The sequence below is a fragment of the Paenibacillus amylolyticus genome, from assembly GCF_050990605.1.
In the GTDB taxonomy this organism is placed as follows: Bacteria; Bacillota; Bacilli; order Paenibacillales; family Paenibacillaceae; genus Paenibacillus; species Paenibacillus amylolyticus_H.
Window position 1 is genome coordinate 1,244,438 of record NZ_CP158832.1, and the last position, 18,443, is coordinate 1,262,880.

Annotated in this window: 15 protein-coding genes; 11 read left to right on the forward strand and 4 right to left on the reverse strand. The window is 46.9% G+C overall.

Going from position 1 to position 18,443, the window contains the following annotated elements:
• The first annotated feature begins 52 nt into the window (after positions 1-52).
• The gene (locus ABTV53_RS05540) at positions 53-1,999 is read left to right on the forward strand and encodes an FAD-dependent oxidoreductase (protein ID WP_433751497.1); all 1,947 of its coding nucleotides are present in this window, start codon (positions 53-55) and stop codon (positions 1,997-1,999) included.
• A gap of 366 nt (positions 2,000-2,365) precedes the next feature.
• Positions 2,366-4,150, forward strand: a complete 1,785-nt coding sequence (locus tag ABTV53_RS05545; protein ID WP_433751499.1) for a proline--tRNA ligase — start codon at positions 2,366-2,368, stop codon at positions 4,148-4,150.
• A gap of 600 nt (positions 4,151-4,750) precedes the next feature.
• Here the strand turns inward: ABTV53_RS05545 and ABTV53_RS05550 are convergent.
• The 3 genes from ABTV53_RS05550 to ABTV53_RS05560 form a co-directional block, all read right to left on the reverse strand.
• Positions 4,751-6,550 (reverse strand): 5'-nucleotidase C-terminal domain-containing protein, encoded by a 1,800-nt coding sequence (locus ABTV53_RS05550; protein ID WP_433751501.1) that lies wholly within the window; start codon positions 6,548-6,550, stop codon positions 4,751-4,753.
• A 181-nt stretch (positions 6,551-6,731) separates the two neighbouring features.
• Complete coding sequence (locus tag ABTV53_RS05555; RefSeq protein ID WP_076209561.1) at positions 6,732-7,148, reverse strand: ImmA/IrrE family metallo-endopeptidase; 417 nt, start codon at positions 7,146-7,148, stop codon at positions 6,732-6,734.
• Positions 7,149-7,190: 42 nt separating this feature from the next.
• Positions 7,191-7,634, reverse strand: a complete 444-nt coding sequence (locus ABTV53_RS05560; RefSeq protein WP_076209867.1) for a helix-turn-helix domain-containing protein — start codon at positions 7,632-7,634, stop codon at positions 7,191-7,193.
• 700 nt (positions 7,635-8,334) lie between these two features.
• Between ABTV53_RS05560 and ABTV53_RS05565 the strand changes: the two genes are divergently transcribed.
• The 7 genes from ABTV53_RS05565 (at position 8,335) to ABTV53_RS05595 (ending at position 14,316) form a co-directional block, all read left to right on the forward strand.
• Complete coding sequence (locus ABTV53_RS05565; RefSeq protein WP_145320686.1) at positions 8,335-8,817, forward strand: ArpU family phage packaging/lysis transcriptional regulator; 483 nt, start codon at positions 8,335-8,337, stop codon at positions 8,815-8,817.
• Between the two features lie 99 nt (positions 8,818-8,916).
• The gene (locus ABTV53_RS05570) at positions 8,917-10,584 is read left to right on the forward strand and encodes a GAF domain-containing sensor histidine kinase (RefSeq protein ID WP_433751503.1); all 1,668 of its coding nucleotides are present in this window, start codon (positions 8,917-8,919) and stop codon (positions 10,582-10,584) included.
• Between the two features lie 18 nt (positions 10,585-10,602).
• Positions 10,603-11,337 carry a response regulator gene (locus tag ABTV53_RS05575; protein ID WP_433751504.1) on the forward strand — a complete coding sequence of 245 codons (735 nt, stop codon included), beginning with the start codon at positions 10,603-10,605 and terminating at the stop codon, positions 11,335-11,337.
• Positions 11,338-11,525: 188 nt separating this feature from the next.
• The gene (locus ABTV53_RS05580) at positions 11,526-12,101 is read left to right on the forward strand and encodes an NADPH-dependent FMN reductase (protein ID WP_433751506.1); all 576 of its coding nucleotides are present in this window, start codon (positions 11,526-11,528) and stop codon (positions 12,099-12,101) included.
• A 41-nt stretch (positions 12,102-12,142) separates the two neighbouring features.
• Entirely contained in the window at positions 12,143-12,604 is a 462-nt protein-coding gene (locus ABTV53_RS05585) for a VOC family protein (protein WP_433751508.1), read from the forward strand.
• Entirely contained in the window at positions 12,601-13,236 is a 636-nt protein-coding gene (locus ABTV53_RS05590) for a VOC family protein (RefSeq protein WP_433751510.1), read from the forward strand. The genes ABTV53_RS05585 and ABTV53_RS05590 overlap by 4 nt, the downstream gene beginning before the upstream one ends.
• Positions 13,237-13,356: 120 nt before the next feature.
• The gene (locus ABTV53_RS05595; RefSeq protein ID WP_433751512.1) at positions 13,357-14,316 is read left to right on the forward strand and encodes a hypothetical protein; all 960 of its coding nucleotides are present in this window, start codon (positions 13,357-13,359) and stop codon (positions 14,314-14,316) included.
• Positions 14,317-14,411: 95 nt separating this feature from the next.
• Here ABTV53_RS05595 and ABTV53_RS05600 read toward each other — a convergent pair whose 3' ends face one another.
• Positions 14,412-14,894, reverse strand: coding sequence for a hypothetical protein (locus tag ABTV53_RS05600; protein ID WP_433751513.1), 483 nt, complete (start codon positions 14,892-14,894; stop codon positions 14,412-14,414).
• A 345-nt stretch (positions 14,895-15,239) separates the two neighbouring features.
• Between ABTV53_RS05600 and ABTV53_RS05605 the strand changes: the two genes are divergently transcribed.
• Together ABTV53_RS05605 and ABTV53_RS05610 are read left to right on the forward strand one after the other, a co-directional pair.
• Positions 15,240-17,090, forward strand: a complete 1,851-nt coding sequence (locus ABTV53_RS05605) for a DUF4127 family protein (protein ID WP_433751514.1) — start codon at positions 15,240-15,242, stop codon at positions 17,088-17,090.
• Between the two features lie 333 nt (positions 17,091-17,423).
• Positions 17,424-18,341, forward strand: a complete 918-nt coding sequence (locus ABTV53_RS05610) for a hypothetical protein (RefSeq protein ID WP_433751516.1) — start codon at positions 17,424-17,426, stop codon at positions 18,339-18,341.
• Positions 18,342-18,443: the final 102 nt, after the last annotated feature.

Sequence of the window (18,443 nt, forward strand, 5' to 3'; positions counted from 1 at the left end):
ACTTCACGAGTTAGTATTGTTGAATTTAAAGTACATATGGAGGTTTGTTTCTTTGATTAATAGAAAATTGAAAATAACAGCAATTACAGCTAGTGTGTTTATTGCTTTGATGTGTGTTGCATATGGTGCATTCTATATTTGGAACAAGAATTATAAATTTAATAATAATTACGTATGGCAACCTTTGGAGGACGTGCAATCTACACTAAACCTGAAAGATTCCTATAACGTTATTGTAGCTGGAACGGATCCGGAAGGTATTACTGCTGCCTTATCAGCTGCTCGTAATGGGATGCGTGTATTGCTGGTGGAAGCAAGAGATCGCAACATGTTGGGCGGATTGTTGACCGAAGGAGGCCTTAATACGCTGGATCTAAATTATTCCCCTGAACAACCGCAGTTATTGAGCAGTTTGCGGCAGCCTGACTTCTTGAACAAAGGCATTTTCCAGGAATGGTTTGACCAGATCGAGGGCAGCTCATTTGATACCCATACAGCAGCTAACGTTTTCTATCAGATGGTTCGTTCTGAACCTAATATTGACCTGTTGATGAATGTTAAGGAATTAGTTCCCCTTACTGAAAAATCTACGGGAGATCACGTGACAATAACGGGTATGAGCATAACGAAAGAAGATGGAACAACGGTTCAGATATCAACCCGCTCCATCATTGATGCAACGCAAGATGCGGATATTGCAGCCGCTGCAGGAGTTCCATATTCCATAGGCAGGCAAGATATTGGAGATGGTAAATCCAAAATGGTCTCTACGCTCGTATTCAAGCTAAGTGGTGTTACAGATGAGGTATGGCAAAAATTCAGGGAAAGAGAGGGTACCGGGGTTGATAAGATGAGTGCTTGGGGGTACGGTGATGCAAGGCAATATGAATCTTCCAATCCACAACGTATTAAGATCCGCAGTCTGAATATCGGAAGACAAAATGATAATACAATCTTGATCAATACGATGCAGATCTTTGGGGTAGATCCGTTAGATCCGATATCTGTGAAAAAGGGTCTGGAAATCGGCCGTAAAGAAGCCCCACGAATTGTTGATTTTCTGAAGAAAAATTATGATGAATTTGCAGGGCTACAATATGCCGGAACAGCGGACGAGCTTTACGTAAGGGAGTCACGTCATATCTATGGCGAGTATCGTTTAACATTAGCAGATGTCATGGAAAATCGCGATCACTGGGATGCGATTGCATACGGTTCATATGATATCGATATTCAGAGTACAAGTGTTGGAAATGCCGGCACGATTATGTTGAGTCCGATTCAATATGGTATACCTTTTCGTTCTCTTGTACCGTTAAAGGTTGATGGTCTGCTTGTCGTCGGACGTGCAGCAAGTTATGATACAATCCCACATGGTAGTGCGAGAGTTGTACCGCTTGGAATGGCAGAGGGAGAAGCAGCAGGAGCTGCAGTCAAACTGGCCTACATCCATAAAGAGTCCTTCCGAGAACTCTCAGCTTCTGAAGAGCGAGCATCTGAATTACGCAACATGCTGGAAAAACAGGGTATGGATCTAAAGGTACATCATTTCGAACAACCTAAGTATATGGAACATAAGGATTATAAAGGATTGCTGGCTGCTGCGAGTATGTATATGACTTCAGGCAATTATAATAATGATGGTTGGGAACTGGATAAAGGGATGAACCCGGAACGATTTTTAAGTAAATTGAAAAGAATGCAAGCGATGTTTCCAGAAGCTTACACAGGCAGTGCCGACCAAGCTCTAGCAAATATGGAGAATGCCTTAACCCTACCTTTAACGTTGGATCAGGCTGCGTATATGTTATGTCTGGCAATGGGATCTTCAGAAACTGAAACTTCACTTGAAAAGGCACTTGCTCAATTGCAAACGCAAAACTGGATAAGTGACGACACGCTTGCTGGCATTACTGACAAGAACAATCTTACAAATGGGGATGCGTTTATGCTCATTCGTGATGTAGTGGAGTATTATTCTGGAGTTGTATTCGACTAATTGGTTGACAATTGCTTGTAAATGCACTAATGTGTTCAAAAATGATAACAGCGTTATAACGAGGACATGATTGTGAAAGCCAGCTTCAACAGAGAGGGGACAGTGTGGTGCAAGGTTCCTGTAGCTGCTTCATAATTCCTACCTCGCGAGCTGCGGAAGAGAGTGCCCATCCAGGGTTGCAACCTCCGCCGGCAGGGCCCGTTATGCCCCGCAGGACTGCATGTCACAGATCGCATAGTTTGCGAACGGATAATTTGCAGTTAAATAAGGGTGGTACCACGACACATTCGTCCCTTGACGGATGTGTCTTTTTGCTGTTTATACACCGTATTTTGATAACAAAAAGGAAGATTGGAGTGTGTCCAGATGCGTCAAAGTGAAATGCTTGTTCCAACCTTACGTGAAGCGCCAGCGGAGGCAGATGCTGCGGGACATCGCTGGTTACTGCGTTCCGGTATGATTCGCCAACTGGCAGCAGGGATCTATAGTTACCTGCCTCTTGGACGCCGTATATTGTTGAACGTTGAACGAATCGTTCGAGAAGAGATGGATCGTGCCGGGTGTCAGGAAGTATTGCTGCCCATTATGCAACCAGCCGAACTGTGGGAAGAGTCCGGGAGGTACACACAATACGGTCCTGAATTAATGCGTCTGAAGGATCGTCATGCACGGGAATTTGCTCTTGGACCAACACATGAAGAAGTTGTAACTGCGTTAGCACGGGATGAGGTGAACTCGTATCGTAAGCTGCCATTCACGCTGTACCAGATCGGAACCAAATTCCGGGATGAACGCCGTCCTCGATTTGGATTGCTACGCGGCCGTGAATTTATTATGAAAGATGCGTACTCTTTTGCTTCGGACTGGGAAGAGCTTGATCATACCTATCAGGCGATGAACACAGCGTATAGTCGTATTCTGGAGCGTTGCGGTCTGGACTATATCCGTGTTGAGGCGGACGCGGGAACGATTGGCGGTCAAGGGGAAACGCATGAATTCATGGCTCTTGCTGATGTAGGTGAGGACACGATTGTAACCTGCAAACATTGTGGATATGCTGCAAATCTGGAGAAAGCTGATTATCAGACTTCAGAAGATATAGATGAACAAAAAGAGAGATCGGAAGTTTCTGCTGTCTCCGCGAATGCAGACTCCGCAGTTCAAACGGATGAGCATTCAGGAGCGGAAAACATAGTACGCATCTCGACACCAGGCGTTCGTACGATCGCAGAGTTAAGCACTTTTGTGGGCAAAGGTACTGAACTTATGATCAAAACACTGCTGTATCTGGCAGATGGTCAGCTCGTTGCTGCCCTTGTACGTGGAGATCATGAACTGAATGATATCGCATTGAAGCAGGTATTGGGTGCAGAGGAACTGATCCTTGCACACGATGCAGCCATTGCGGCACATCCGAGTCTGAAGGTCGGTTTTCTGGGTCCGATTGGACTGAATCTGCCGATGGTGGTGGACGCTGATGTGGCAGTGATGATGAGTGCAATTACAGGAGCCAATGAAGTGGATGTGCATGTTTCCGGTGTACGGCCAGGCATTGATTTTGCATTGGAGCGAGTAGCACGAATTCGCTTTGCTGCTGAAGGGGACGCTTGTCCCACATGTGCCTCACCACTTGGTTTCACCAAAGGTATTGAGGTTGGACACATTTTCAAATTGGGAACGAAATATAGTGACGCCATGGGCGCTTCATTCCTGGATCGTAATGGTCGCCAATGCGCGCCAGTCATGGGATGTTACGGTATTGGCGTATCCCGTCTAATGGCCGCTATAGCTGAGCAGTATGCTGGAGATGAAGGTATAAGATGGCCTGCCGCTGTGGCGCCATATGATGTACATCTGATTCCGGTAAGCTGGAAGGATGAGCAGCAGCGTCAACTCACGCTGGAACTGGAACAACAATTGGTCGAGGGTGGTTTCACTGTATTGGTCGATGACCGGGATGAACGACCAGGTGTGAAATTCAAGGATGCGGAGCTAATCGGATTGCCCGTGCAGATCGTCATTGGCAGAGGTGCAGCTGAAGGGCAGGTCGAACTGGGATCACACGCACTTGCGGCATCAGGTGAATCGAAACGAATCGCTTTGACGGCACAGGAGGCTGTGCTTTATGTGAAGGAACAGCTCACTTCCTAAATTCAGGGATGGGCTGAATATATGAGTTCATATAATAGTACCGATTATAATGTGGTAGATGATATTTATTGCTGAAATTCCAATGAGAGCAATAAAAAGAGGGCTATAGGCATATTAAAAAGGAAGAATTTTAGGTATCGTATCATACGAAATAACTACATTCGGGTAGTTGTATTCAGTATACAAATGATTTTATGATTAAAGGATTGAAGATGATCTTACTCAGACAGATTTATGTGCAAGTATGCAATTTTGAGTAGACAGAGATGTCGATATTAAATGTACAATAACTGCATGAACACGGTAATTCCGGAGACTTTTTATATAGTTCGGTTTCGAAGGCATATGATGAGGTTGTTCCATAAAGGCCGGGCAGGGATTTATTTTTGCCTCAGATGATTGTGAATTTTAGCAGGATATGTCCACAAGAAATGTTGAAGTATCTGATGTGGATTGATGTGTAAGAACTGTGATACAAAAGGGTGTCCCCTTAACCAGTAATCTGGCTTGGGGGACACCCTTTTGGTATGACAAGATAGATTCGTTATGTTGTTGCGCCATATAAGCGATCATGCCTATATGCACTTTGCTTTGCTGAGCTTAAGAAGCAGCAGGCAATTTCAATTGTTGACCTGGATAAATCCAGTGTGGATTTTTGATGTTGTTCAGCTTTTGTAAGGCCTGCCAAGTTGTGCCGTATTGTTTGGAGATAGAGTACAGGGAGTCTCCGGATTTCACAACGTGCAGTTTGGCTGGGGCTGGTTTGCTTGGCGTCGGTTTAGACGGTTTTTCCGGTTTCGGTGTTTCTGGTTTTGGCTTGGTTGGAGCTGGTGTTTCGGTTGCCGGAGTTTCTGGCTCTACTGCAGGTTTTTTCGCTTCACTGATCCGACCATCTGTTTTGATGTCAACAGCGCCAAGCTTCTGCATGTAGTTAATCAAGGCTTCATCCAACGCGCCGTACATACCAGTTGTAGCATATTTGGTGAACATGGTGTACTCGTCACCGCCAACAGCAGTGAAATCATTGGTTGCCAGTGTGTATGTTGCTTCTGGATCAAGGGCTTTATCGCCAACGGTTACGGAGTGTACACGGCTACCTTCTGCAGCGGAAGTATCGATTTTGAACTTGATTCCAGATACTTGCGGGAATCCACCGCTTGGTTCAGGGTAGGAACCTACACCGACTTCAAGGGCTGCCAGAATATCGGACCCTTTCACTTCAAGGGTTACCACTTGATTACCAAATGGAAGCACAGTGATAACATCACCTTTGGTTACGATACCTTTTTCAATGGAAGCACGGATACCACCACCGTTAGTCAGTGCGATATCGGCGTTGCTGACATCACGAATTGCATCTGCAAGCAGGTCACCCAGGTTGGTTTCACCTGCACGTACCTGTTCACGTTTACCATCCAGCAGAATGGCTGTATTGGCTACTTCTTCTTTCAAAATAGGCTCTTGTTCTTTTTGAATGGAGTTCACGAGAGCTGCGACTTTCTCATTCGGTTTGATGTCTTTTGCTTCAGTTTCATCAATCAAAGTTGCTTGTTTCTTCGTTACTTTACCACCGTCTACCCACAGGTCTATGACACCTACGTAGTTAGTGTATTCTCCTGCACTTGCGATCAATGTTCCGTTATCGGATACAAGACCGTCCTGCAGTATTGTGTGGCTGTGACCATCAATGAATACATCGATGCCAGGCACTTCTTTAACTACTTTTAAACTAGTATCCGTGCTGGAAGCGTCTTGTCCAAGGTGTCCCAATACCACAACAACATCTACTTTGCTGCGGATCTCGTTTACCAAAACTTTAGCTTCCGCAGATGGGTCTGTAATATCAAGACCTTCTACATTTTTCGGATTCGTTTTGTACATCGTTTCAGGTGTGGACAGGGCAATGATTCCAACCTTTACACCATCAATTTCTTCAATCAGGTAAGGATCGAAGAGACGAGTTCCGTCTTTTTTCTTCACGTTGGCACTAATCATTGGGAATTTCATCATGTCTGCCAGTTCGATCAAGCGATCCGAACCATAGTTGAATTCGTGGTTACCCGGTACGATGGCTTGGTAGCCCATTTCATTCATCAGTTTCACGATACTCTCACCGTTCACGAGAGTGGCAAACGTTGTACCATGTACAGCATCTCCAGCATCAAGCAAGAGTGTGTTCGGGTTTTCGCTGCGATATTTGTCAGCGATTCCAGCTACCTTGGCAAAACCCATAGCAGGTGAAGATTCAACTGCACGGGCATGCGTATCATTCGTATGTAGAATGGTAATGTGTGTGCCTTTGCCCGGAGTGGTGTCCGTAGCAGCCGCGGCAATACCTACACTGCCAAACAGCAAACAGACCGTTAGCAGAAGTGAAACGTAATTCTTCCAGATTTTCATATGAATCCGAAACCTCCCCAAATAATAATCTACTTGAGCGTTTACACAGCTCACGTAGTATTTTAACAGACTATTTTTAGGAAATCTCGCGAATTACGTAAAAATAAGTAACCTGAAAGTGACATGTAAATCTTCTAATGGTTAATAGAGATAAAATAATCCTCTTTAAGAACATATGTTCTTAAAGGGTGTAAAAAAAATGCTGCGCTTCACGCGGCAGTCCGGTACGTAAACAAAATTTCTCCAATGATTCATCCGGTTCAGGCATCACTCCGGAGGTTAGCAATTGAATGGCAAAACGATTGGCCTGTCTTTCCAGCTTGCCTGGAGCAAAATAGGAGTGTTCCTCCAGGAAGAACCGATTAATCCCTTTATGAAGCCGATCGTGTCCAAGCTCATGGGCGCACACGAACCGTTGCCATTCCGGCGGCAAGTCATTGTGTATGACGATAAACCTGCGCCGGAGCTTGCGAAAGTACAGTCCCTTGGTGGACTTCCCCAAATTGGCGAAACGGATCTGTATTCCAACCGAGCGGGCAATGCTGAAAGGGCAGTTGGTCCGGTGTTTTCGAATCAGTTTTGTTACAATGTCATCCATATGATCTCACCTGCTGCTTCATTAAATTCAGTGGGTCATGCCTCATGGGCGATTGTCCGATTCGTCTGTCTTTTTGCGTTTGTTCATCTGTTTGGCTTCCCAGAACAGACCTGTCAGCACATCCTTGATTCGTTTCTTGTCCTCTTCATCGAGTGGAATGCCGTCAAACATCAGATCATCATCGTCTTCCAGCATCTTTTTGAAATCACGACGGTCTTTGTATGTAGCCCATTCCGGCACATTCTGAAGTTCAGTGGAACTCCCTGGTTCAATATATCCGGCATGTTTCATCATCTCTGTATAGGGAACCGAGAGTGCATCTGAAATCTTGCGGATGGTCGCAGGTTTGGGCACACCCCGCACCCCGTTCTCAATACGTGAAATCTGTGAGTTGCTTATTCCGGCTGCTTCGGCGAGCTGATTGATGCTGTATCCCTGTTGCTCGCGCAGTTGTTTCATATAAGGACCAAAAGCGTGCTCCACAATTATGCCAACTCCTTTGATTCGTACAAGTGGTTGAATTATAAATTAAGAGAGCTCGTGCTGCACAGATCACTCCGATGACAGAACAACCTTCCGATCGCTGTTATCCCCGAATTTCCTGAATGTATTTCTTAATAGGTGGAATTTCGGTGATAAAGGCGAACGCTTCGCTTCTTCAGGTTCTTTCTGTCCTCTCCGTTAACGTGCATATCTAATCCAAATCTTAACTTATAAAAATCAAATGACTTATACGGAAGTTCATTAATTAAACAGTACTATAACGTATATATACCATTAGGTAAAGAGATATGAAACAATTATGCCAAAAGGCATAGGAAATGAGAGCGAAGGTTTTATTTTATCGTCAAAATGAACCAAAATGAAGGTTTACTCCGATCTCCAGAAAGTGGTATCCTCAAATAGAAATACGAACAATATGCGAACAAAATGTAACGATGACACAGGTTGGAGTTTAGAAATGACTCTTTGAAGAAGGTAATTCCCCGGATTATACCGATTTGGAGTGATTCCAAAAGGCAACAGCGGGAAATTGAAGACATGTCGTTATTTATTTAGGAAACTGGACAACTCTATGAATAAGAGCGTTTTTCCATCGTGCAAAGAATGATGGAAAAACAACATGACGTGAACGATAGAGTGAGAGATATGAATTAGTCAAAAATATTAAAGGAGGAAGACAAATATGGAATTGATGCTACCCGAATTGGACCGACGCAAAACGCAAACGGCTGTTGAAGCTGCGCTGGAGAAATATCGAATCTATAAAACGATTGCATTTGAAGAACGAGAGGTTATGGTGACGGCAAGTTATGCCGAGCGTTTCCATGGTGCAACCAATGTGACGGGGGATTCCACAGCGAGAACCGCAATCTTCAATGTGGACGTGCAGCGTGCGCGTCAGGCATACTGCGATACGATCGATTTTATTGTGTCCCGGCTGAGTGAGAAGGAGCGTGTACTCGTCTGTGAGCGATATCTGAAGGACGATGATGTGTTTGACTATAAAGTGTATAACCATGTGTTTGATCCACCTGTCAGCAAGGATACGTATACGAAGATTCGTACACGTGCTTTCTATAAAATGGCGCTGGCTCTGTCAGATCGAGGTCTGATTAATATGGAGCCTTTGTCTGTGTCCCGCAAAGAGCGACAGAAGCTGGGCTGAGTGAGCGATTGGAGAAGTTGATCCTTTAATATCCAGGGTTGATTGGTTACAATAGTTGAACAAACCACAGTTGGTATCGCCAAAGGAGAGAAGTCTGTCATGTCGGAAGAAGTCGGAATGCAGGAAATGGTCACGCTCAAGACAATCGCGGAAACGCTCAATACGTCCAATGATCTGAACCTCATGCTGGATACCGTGGTCGGCAAATTACTGGAGTTGACCGGTTTAACGGCAGGCTGGATGTTTCTGATCAATGAACGTGGAGACTATGCCTGTGTTTCGGATTACAATCTGCCTCCGGCATTACTACGTAAAGATAAAGAGCCCATGCGTACGGGTACTTGCTGGTGTGTGAACCGCTTCAGGGATGGTCGTCTGAATTATGCGGTCAACATCATTAACTGTAAACGGTTGGAGGATGCAGTGGAATTCCAATGGGGAGATACCCATAATATTACCCACCATGCGACTGTTCCGCTGCGGTCAGGTGACAAGATGTTGGGCCTGCTTAACGTGGCTGCGCCAGCCAAGGAGCATTTTAGCGACAGTGAACTGGCACTGTTACAGGGTGTGGCGTACCAGATTGGTAGTGCGATGGAACGGATGAGATTGTATCGTGCGGAGCAGCAACGAGCTGATCTGTATGCCAAGCTGGGGGATTTCAGCACGTCTTTGGGTCTTGCGGTGAACGGATGCAGCAATTCGGATGCCTTTTCGTTACAAGTTGTACAGCTGATTGGTCAGCATTATGATTGGCCTTTTGCCGCAATGATTCAGCAGAAAAACGGAATGTTCGTTTTGCAGGCAGTGTATGCAGACAATAGGGTTCGAACGTTATCCAGTGCGTTGGTATCCTCGGAAGCGGCAAACCACATGAATCGAGTAATCCATAGTCACCGGGCCACATTTCTGTCTACAATAGAGATGGCTGAGATCTTTACTCTGTGTGAGCCTGAACAGACTATGCATTCCATTGCCTCGGGAATTGCTGCTCCCCTTCCTTACCATACGCCAGGGGAAACGGGAATTCTGGTGATCGGAATAGGAACAGCAGGTCCTGCGCAGGCAGACCGTGAAGTGCTGGAGGCAGTGGCCGAGCATATTGCGGCCTCATGGGAGAGTCTGAAGCTGGCGGAGAATCGCCGTGAACTGGCACGACTGGAAGAGAGAAACCGATTGGCTCGCGATCTGCATGATTCGGTTAATCAGATTCTATTTTCACTATCGTTAACTGCTAAAGGTGCGGAAAGTATGCTGTCCGTATCCGAACGGTTGCACCCGGCAGCGGAAGCGATGAAGGATATTCGGGCTTTGTCTCAGGAAGCTCTCAAGGAAATGCGCGCATTGATCATGCAGCTCCGTCCTGCGGGATTGGAAGCAGGGCTGCTCCATGCGCTACAGGAATATGGTACTAGCCAGGGTCTACAAGTTGTGGTGGATCGAACTGGAATGCAGACTTTGCCCCGTAATATAGAAGAAGCCTTGTGGCGAATCGGGCAGGAAGCACTAAATAATATACGGAAACATGCAGATGTCCCTTCTGCTGAGGTCACTCTCAAGTTAAGTGATCATGAAGTGGTGTTTACCGTCACAGATCAGGGAATAGGCGGTGCCAAAAGGCCAAAAGCATCGTCTGGAAGTTCACTTGGCCTGTCCATTATGAAGGAACGGGCTGAATCGCTTGGAGGCAGGTTAGAAATAGTTAGTTCTTCCCGCAAGGGAACAACGGTAACGGCAGTCATTCCACTTCCGTTCGAATCTGTATAAAGTCAGGGGGAAGAGGAGATGCCGATTACGATTTTGCTCGCAGATGATCATGCAATGGTTAGACGGGGGCTGCACGTTTTTTTGACGACACAGCAAGACATGAAGGTTGTTGGTGAAGCGTCGAACGGGCAGGAAGCTCTGGCACAGGCGGAATTGTTAAAACCTGACGTGGTATTAATGGATCTGCATATGCCGGTCATGGACGGAATAGAAACAGCCAGACGGTTGCGTGCATTAATGCCAGAAACGAGAATTATTGTACTCACATCGTTTTCGGATCAGGATCATGTCGTTCCTGCTGTGCGTGCAGGGGTGAAGGGGTATCTGCTCAAGGATATTGAACCGGAGGATCTGGCTGTGGCCATTCGCAATGTGCATGCAGGTCAGGTAGAATTGCATCCCGCCGCAGCAGGTCAATTGATGCATGTGATGGCTTCATCCGATTGGTCCATCAATGAACAGCAACCACAGCATATAACGGCAGATCGGTCAGTAAAGAGTCAAAATCAGGAGCCAAAGCAGGCTGGAAAATCAGCTGAAATATCCCTTGGTGGTCCGGATATGCTTACTCGCCGTGAACAAGAGGTCTTGGGACTGATTGCTCAAGGGCTGAGCAACAAGGAAATTGCGGTTCAATTGGTCATCACTGAAAAAACGGTCAAAACCCATGTCAGTCATCTGCTCGACAAACTGGGACTGGCGGATCGGACGCAAGCTGCGCTTCACGCTGTAAGAAACGGCTGGGTCGTCTGACCAATTCCGACATATGTTCATACTTAAGTCGTATAAACTCAACCTAAAGGTTGAGTTTTTTGGTATTTCAAGTTAAGTCTATCTGCTGACGATTTGGATGCAAAAGAAAGGTAAGATAAGAGTAGAAATAACAGAACGGTTGAAACATGGGAGTTTGAATTATAAAAAATCCAAGGAGGGTGACTTTGATGAATATCGTTATTTTGGCAGGCAGCAATCGAAACAATGCAACCAGTACACGTTTGGGAGAATATGCGGTGGAGATTATTCGGGGTCAGGGACATCAGGCCAGCCTGTTTGATCTGTATCAGACACCGCTTCCATTCTACGCACCAGATGAGAAACAAGCGGACCATGAACATCTGGCAGACCTGAATACACGTATGCTCGCGGCAGATGCGATCATCCTGTCTACGCCAGAGTACCATGGCAGTATTAGCGGTGTGCTCAAAAATGCACTGGATCACCTCAGCCAGGCTCATTTCAGTGGCAAGCCCGTCCTGTCCATCAGCTCCTCTGGCGGAGCGGTGGGGGTAAGTTCGCTTTTACAACTGCAAGCGATTGTTCGCAATCTGCATGGAATTAATGCCCAGGAGTGGATATCCATTGGTGGTGCGCAGCGCAGACGATTCGAAGCGACATTTGACGGATACGAAGAGTACGAAGACAGTCAGGATATAGAGGACCGGGTGCAGCGGGTTATTGGATCGTTTTTGAATCTGGCCCAGACGTTAACGAATGCGCGGAATTCATCCATGAGTTGAGAACAAACGAAGATGAATGGGAAAAGGAAAAGAGGTTGAGCATGATGATTACAGGCATATTTGAAACACATCTAAACGTGACGGATCTGGAGAAATCTCATCATTTCTATGAAACGGTCCTGAGTTTACCCCATGCCTATGGGCAGAAAGAACGTGGAAACTCCTTCTACTGGATTGGTGGAAAAGGCAATGCCATGCTGGGATTATGGCAAAAGCAACCTTCCGAGGTGAAACGTCAGCACTTTGCTTTTCATGTATCTCTCGAGGATATGAAACATGCGGTGGCTCACTTGGAGAACAAAGGCATCCAGACACACAACTTTCTGAATGATGATATCGGTGAACTGTACGTCTTCAGCTGGATGCCTGCGGTATCTGTATATTTTACCGACCCGGATGGTCATTCGCTTGAATTCATCGCCATGCTTCCGGATGAAGCGAAACCTGAACTTGGCATGGTGCCATGGAGTCGGTGGGAGGAGATGCAGGGGCGAAGCGTATGATTATCGAAGAAGTACAACTTTACACAACGAGACTGGCAGACCTCGAACATTTCTATAGCCATACATTGGGAATGGATGTGTCTCATGCAACGGAGCAGACCTTCCACCTGCAGGTTGGATCGACTAGGATGATATTCAAACAGTGTGAGACACCGCGAGCACCTTTTTATCATGTTGCCTGGATGATTCCGACAAATCGGTTCAAGGAAGCGAAGCAGTGGGCTGCATCACGTGTTGTTTTAAGCAGGGAAGGAGATCGGGATGAGACGTACTCTACTAACTGGAACTCTCATTCTCTCTATTTCGAAGATCCGGCAGGTAATATTATCGAGCTGATTGCACATCATCGTATTCAGAACGAGAGTGACCATGACTTCTCGACTCAAGATATATTACAGGTGTGTGAGGTTGGACTGGTGACGGAGGATGTTCTGTCTACGGTGAATGAGCTTCAGCGTATCGGACTCACGCGTTGGGGTGAGGTTAGTGATACCTTTGCTCCTATAGGAGATGTACATGGGTTATTTATTGTGGTGAAGAAGGATCGAAAATGGTTTTTCTCTACGCAAAAAGCAGAGATCTATCCGCTGGAAGTATCCATCTGTGGCGTGGGCAAGCTTCGAATCGGCTAAACTTTGCATTCCGGGGCAAAACGGGTATATGTGGATCAATTCCATCATGTTATAGAAGTAAACGCTTTATTTATTAATTACAGGGTAGTTCCTGTGATGGCTTACAGATGATGAAGGGTGGTGGCAGGCTTGGATCGACGTTTGTTGGAAGAGGGACTATCGATTATCGTTTCCAGTCGGGAACGTACAGGAGATCTGTGGCACGCCCACTATGGAGCAGGTGCGATTGCGGCATATTTTTGGGTACGGGAAAATCGTCTCACTGCCCTTGCCGCCGGCAGTGTTACCGCCGAAGCAAAAGCCATGCTTCGCCAGCATGGAGTGAGCCCTGGTCAGACCTCTCCGATTGATGAGATGATGCCCAGGGAAGATGCCGAAGCGCGTATTACGGACGCATTGGATCGAACGATTGGAGAGCTGCACTGGGTTGGACACCAGGCCATTTACGGGTCAATCAGCTTGAAAGCCATTCGTGAACTGGATGGATGGGGCACGGCGGCGGATATTGGTCGGCTGGTTGAACTGATCGATTCATTCGATCGAACCATCCCGGGAAGATCCTGGATGAATACAACGATGAAAGAAATTCGCAGTCTGAAGCCGGAAAAAAGCGATGGTTTCCCCGAGATTGCAGATCCAGTTCAGTTGTCACGCCTGATTCTGGATGAACTTGGTGCGTTCCAGACCATCTATCACGCGGAAGCGCATCATGACCTGATTGGTCATATGCTGACCTATGGACATGCGCTTAACATATTATATGAACTGGGTTATCCGGCATTATTCCACAAAGGCATCCCGCCTTTCCTTACCATGGTGAAGGCACTACGCTTAAGCCGAGATGTGGATATTGAACAGGCGATGCCGACATTGCAATCACCTGTAGACCTGCTGCCACTAGAACGGGCGGAACGATCAGTGGCGCTCCCTCATGAACTGGAATACTGGCTCACCGACAGACGTTCCCGTGACTGGTACGGCGGGCATGTGTTCAAATTCCCGTTCAGCTTCTATCATCATGCCAAGAACGGGGAACCCGTACCGGAAACATGGGAGAACTTTCGTTATATCATCGCGTGAGATGGAACATACATTTCAGAAGGGGTGGCCGTCATGACGGACACCCCTTGTAGGCATTATTCTGGTCTACCGAATTGTGGTCATCCTGCACCTTTTTAACGGGGCCAAATTTCAAGGATAAAAAGGATCAGCATGACTCTGGACACCAGCATGTATGGCGATTTTCGTAAGGGCTGACGAGCCGCCCATATTCCCCAGGAACTCATAAGTGCAATACTCCCCCAGAAAATCCATAAGGAGATGCCTTCGGGCGTAAATGGAAAGGACAGCTTGGGCAGTCCCCTGTTGCCAGCCCCAAGAAGAACTGTGGTCATATAGACGAGCACAAGGAAAAGCAACTCGAAGAGCAGGGTTTGCAGCCAGAAATAATAGATGTTGAACACTCGTAGCATGATGACTGCGATCAGGATAAACAGGATACCAACGGATAAGAATGTTGCCGCGGTCCATCCAATGAGAGATGTTGTTATAACATCCGTTTCCTGATATAAAATGTACATCGCCAATGCATACATAGCGGGGCCCGCCATATAACTGGTGACAGCAATCCAAAGATAGAAGAAATACCTTTTTTTCATCGTCATATCCATCCTTTATTGTTCGTAGGATTTGAAAGCTACTTATGTCATATAAACATCATCAGAATGGGTTTGGTTGGACTATAGATAGGAGTTTCTAGCGAGAAATCGGCATTTAACCGCCATAGAGACGACAACATTCATGCGTAATTCATCCCGATTACCATCAGCGCGAGCGGGAAAAGGCGGTAAGATGGTATTATCGGATCAGCAGCAAGGAAGATACACCGACAGCTCATACGCTAACGTACAGACCGGCCATGGGGCCGGTTTTTTAATTCGGTGATTGCATCCTTGCCCTGATCGGGTATTAAAGACTAAACAGATAACAGGAGGCTACGTGATATGAAAACAGTATTGTATGTTCCACTGGATGATCGTCCAGCGAATCTGGATGATGTGATTGTGCAAGGGAAAGCAGCCGGTATCCATATCGTAACACCGCACCTGAGTGATCTTAAGAATCGACTGGACTCGGAGAAAACCGTAGATGGCACAACGTTGCTCGGTACCTCCACGCCGGTTTATGGAAAACCATCCAATATTCATGACTTTATTCTGAAACATGCTGCCAAAGTCGACGGATTCATTATCTCATCCGATATGCTCGCTTATGGCGGTCTGATTGGTAGTCGTCAGCTCCGCGAAGATGGGGGAGGTTCCTATCCTGAATACGATGAGGAAACCACGCGTTTGCTGGATGTGATCCGCGTAATCAAGCAGAAATATCCACGCAAACCTGTCTTCGTAATGGATACCATCATGCGTTTGGCTACAACCTCGTTTGCAGATGGCTTGGCGCTTGATGCATATAATGAGTCCCGTGCGTTGATGCAGCAGCCGCGTCAGACATACACCGAATTTGAAGATATTATTCAAGGTTATAACCTGTCCCCGGATGGAGTGGAATATGGGACAACGACCTATTTTGATAAAGAACAGTATTACAATACAAGACAGCATAAATTCAAAACAAATCTGTACATTTTGGATCAGCTGGCTCGCTCAGGTTATATCGATTTCCTCGCCGTGGGTGTAGACGATGCCAACACGCAGGGTGTTCAGATTAATGAAATCAACTATGTAGAAGCACGGATCAATGAATGGCTCAGTGGAACCAATGGACAAAATCCGGATCGTGCCATCATCTTGCCGGATGCGGATGGTCTGGGGCACGCTTTGGTTGCTCGCATGGCTAACCAGTTGTTCCGAGGCGGGGCGAAGACACGTTACGCCGTGAAATATTTTGGTCCTCACGGCAATACGATCATTAACACATATGAATACATGGACGTACACGAGAATGTGGTTCGTCATGTGGATATTGTGGGCGGTGTGCTTGTGGCGGATTCGGCATATCCTGAACCGGAGGTGGTGACGGATCCGATGACTAGTGTGGATAATGAACAGCTGGTGGCTGTATCGGTCGAGCAAGTTGTTCCATTTGATATGGCTTCCGAACTGGATCGTATGACCAAGGGTCACCCGGGAAATTCCGGAGAGAACACAAGCATCGACATCGAGATTATTGCGATTACCGCTCTGGATCAGGTGCAGGCTGCGTTGGAGCAGTTGACGCTGAATGGGGAGCAAGGTCTGCCTTCGGTGTTGATTGATTTTGTGGGAAAAGGTCCAGCGAATGTCGACGTTGCTGAAGCGTTGCTGAGCAGTCCATATACCGGACGGGTGTTGGGATACAGTGCGTGGAATACACCGGGCAACAAGATCGGTATTGCCGTAGGTATGGGCCAGTCCAGGTACGCGTTGATCACCACAGAGAAGCATGAACATAAGTTGCGGGATGCACTAAATGCACATGGATCGTTGTTGTTTAAGCGTTTCCTGAAGGATTATTACTATAAAGCGGTTGCAATTGCAGAGATCCGCACGTATTCCCGAGCTCATGCGCTGTATACCAACGTGGCTACCCTATCGGATCAAAATATGTTTCTGTTCAACTCCGAGGAAGACTATGCCCATTTGCAAACATTGCTCCGTGATCTGATGCAGACGTACACGACGGCGCTTGCGAATAAAACAGCCTTCCAGACAGGCAATGTCGCGATCAAGCAGATTTGTAATGACGAATTGTCCTATGCCACGTATGGCAGTGCGCTGTTGGAATATGCAAATCCTGATTTCATCTGGGGGCGTGCATTTGAGATTACATTGAACCCGAAGGTTACGCTGAACTAAGGCTCGAAAGAGTAGGACGCGTTATGTCGTCTTTTTTCCACCCGAACAACGCCCTTAATCGCACCGAAGTCGTACGGAACACCATCCGCGCTAGGGATGAAAGGGTGTAAGATTGTATTATCGGATCAATAACAAGGGACACACCGAAAGCACATACGCTAATGTACAAAGACCGGCCAGGTGGCCGGTCTTTTTGATGCGGTGAATGTAGTCCCGGTACGGATTCGATAGCAATACAGACTCTGAGTTCAAAGGGGGAGTCTACTGCTGCTGCATTGTTGCTGCGCGGTGTGGGCAGATCTCAAACTTGCAGCCAAAGGGGGCGAAATGAATGTGTCTATGAGAAATGAAATTAGCACTGCCATGAGCACCAGTAAAATGAGTACGCTCATTAAAAAAACGCTGAAACAGAAGCTCGCGGTACTTGTTCCAGATTGGGCCGGTCGTGTGCTGGATGTACCTGCGTCAGGCGAAGTGTTAATCGGGCCTTGTGCCGTGGTTGCGTTTGCCGAAGAGGTGCCGAAGTCTGCTTGGGCGGGATATCGAAGGATTATCAAAATCTCACCATATGCTCGTCTGGAAGATGGTGGCGCTGAACAAGTGGAAGCATGGTCAGCCCTTCTAATTGAAAGGTTGCACCAGGCAAGGCTTTTGGACGAATCAGGTGGGGCATTCACCTGCATCTATCTGGGTTCTTCAGATAGTGATCGGGTGGATGGCGGGTCTGGCATGTTTACACGCAGTCTGCGGTTCGGGGTGTATGTTCCCGAAGGAGCTGTCCTTGCTGAAACAGTGGACGCGTGGTTAGCTGCGCTTCAAGGCTGGACACAGCAGGAGCTTGGCTCGAACTGGTCGGTATATGGGGATGTATGGCCCGGTGGATACGAGAAGCCGTCTGTGTTATGGAGAATGGCCGGATGCAGCACGTCTGTGGCGGGCACTTCAGCATTGGAGGTTCGACAACAGTGGATTGGACATGTGCTCACCGATCATTCGGTGCTAACACGGAATACGGTTACTAGCTTGGTCCGGCAACTTGCGGTGCAAGCTCGCCTTGCCGTCAAAGAAACGGAGAGCGCAGAGCACCAAGGTAACACACGGTATGTGACGGTGGATGAGGTCACGGCAGATTTGCAGACGGATGCGTATCTAAATGGTCAGATTCGACTGACGTTGCAACAGCGGATTCGTCGTCCAGGTACGAATGTACCTTACATTCGTGAGATTCACCATAGCAAAGGCATGGAGTAAACGTTAGTCGAGAGGAACATTCACTATTATAAGAGTGGTTCCAGATTATAGCTTGGAGTAGATTCATATAGGTTCAAGATCTTAGCTTCAAATTCATAGATT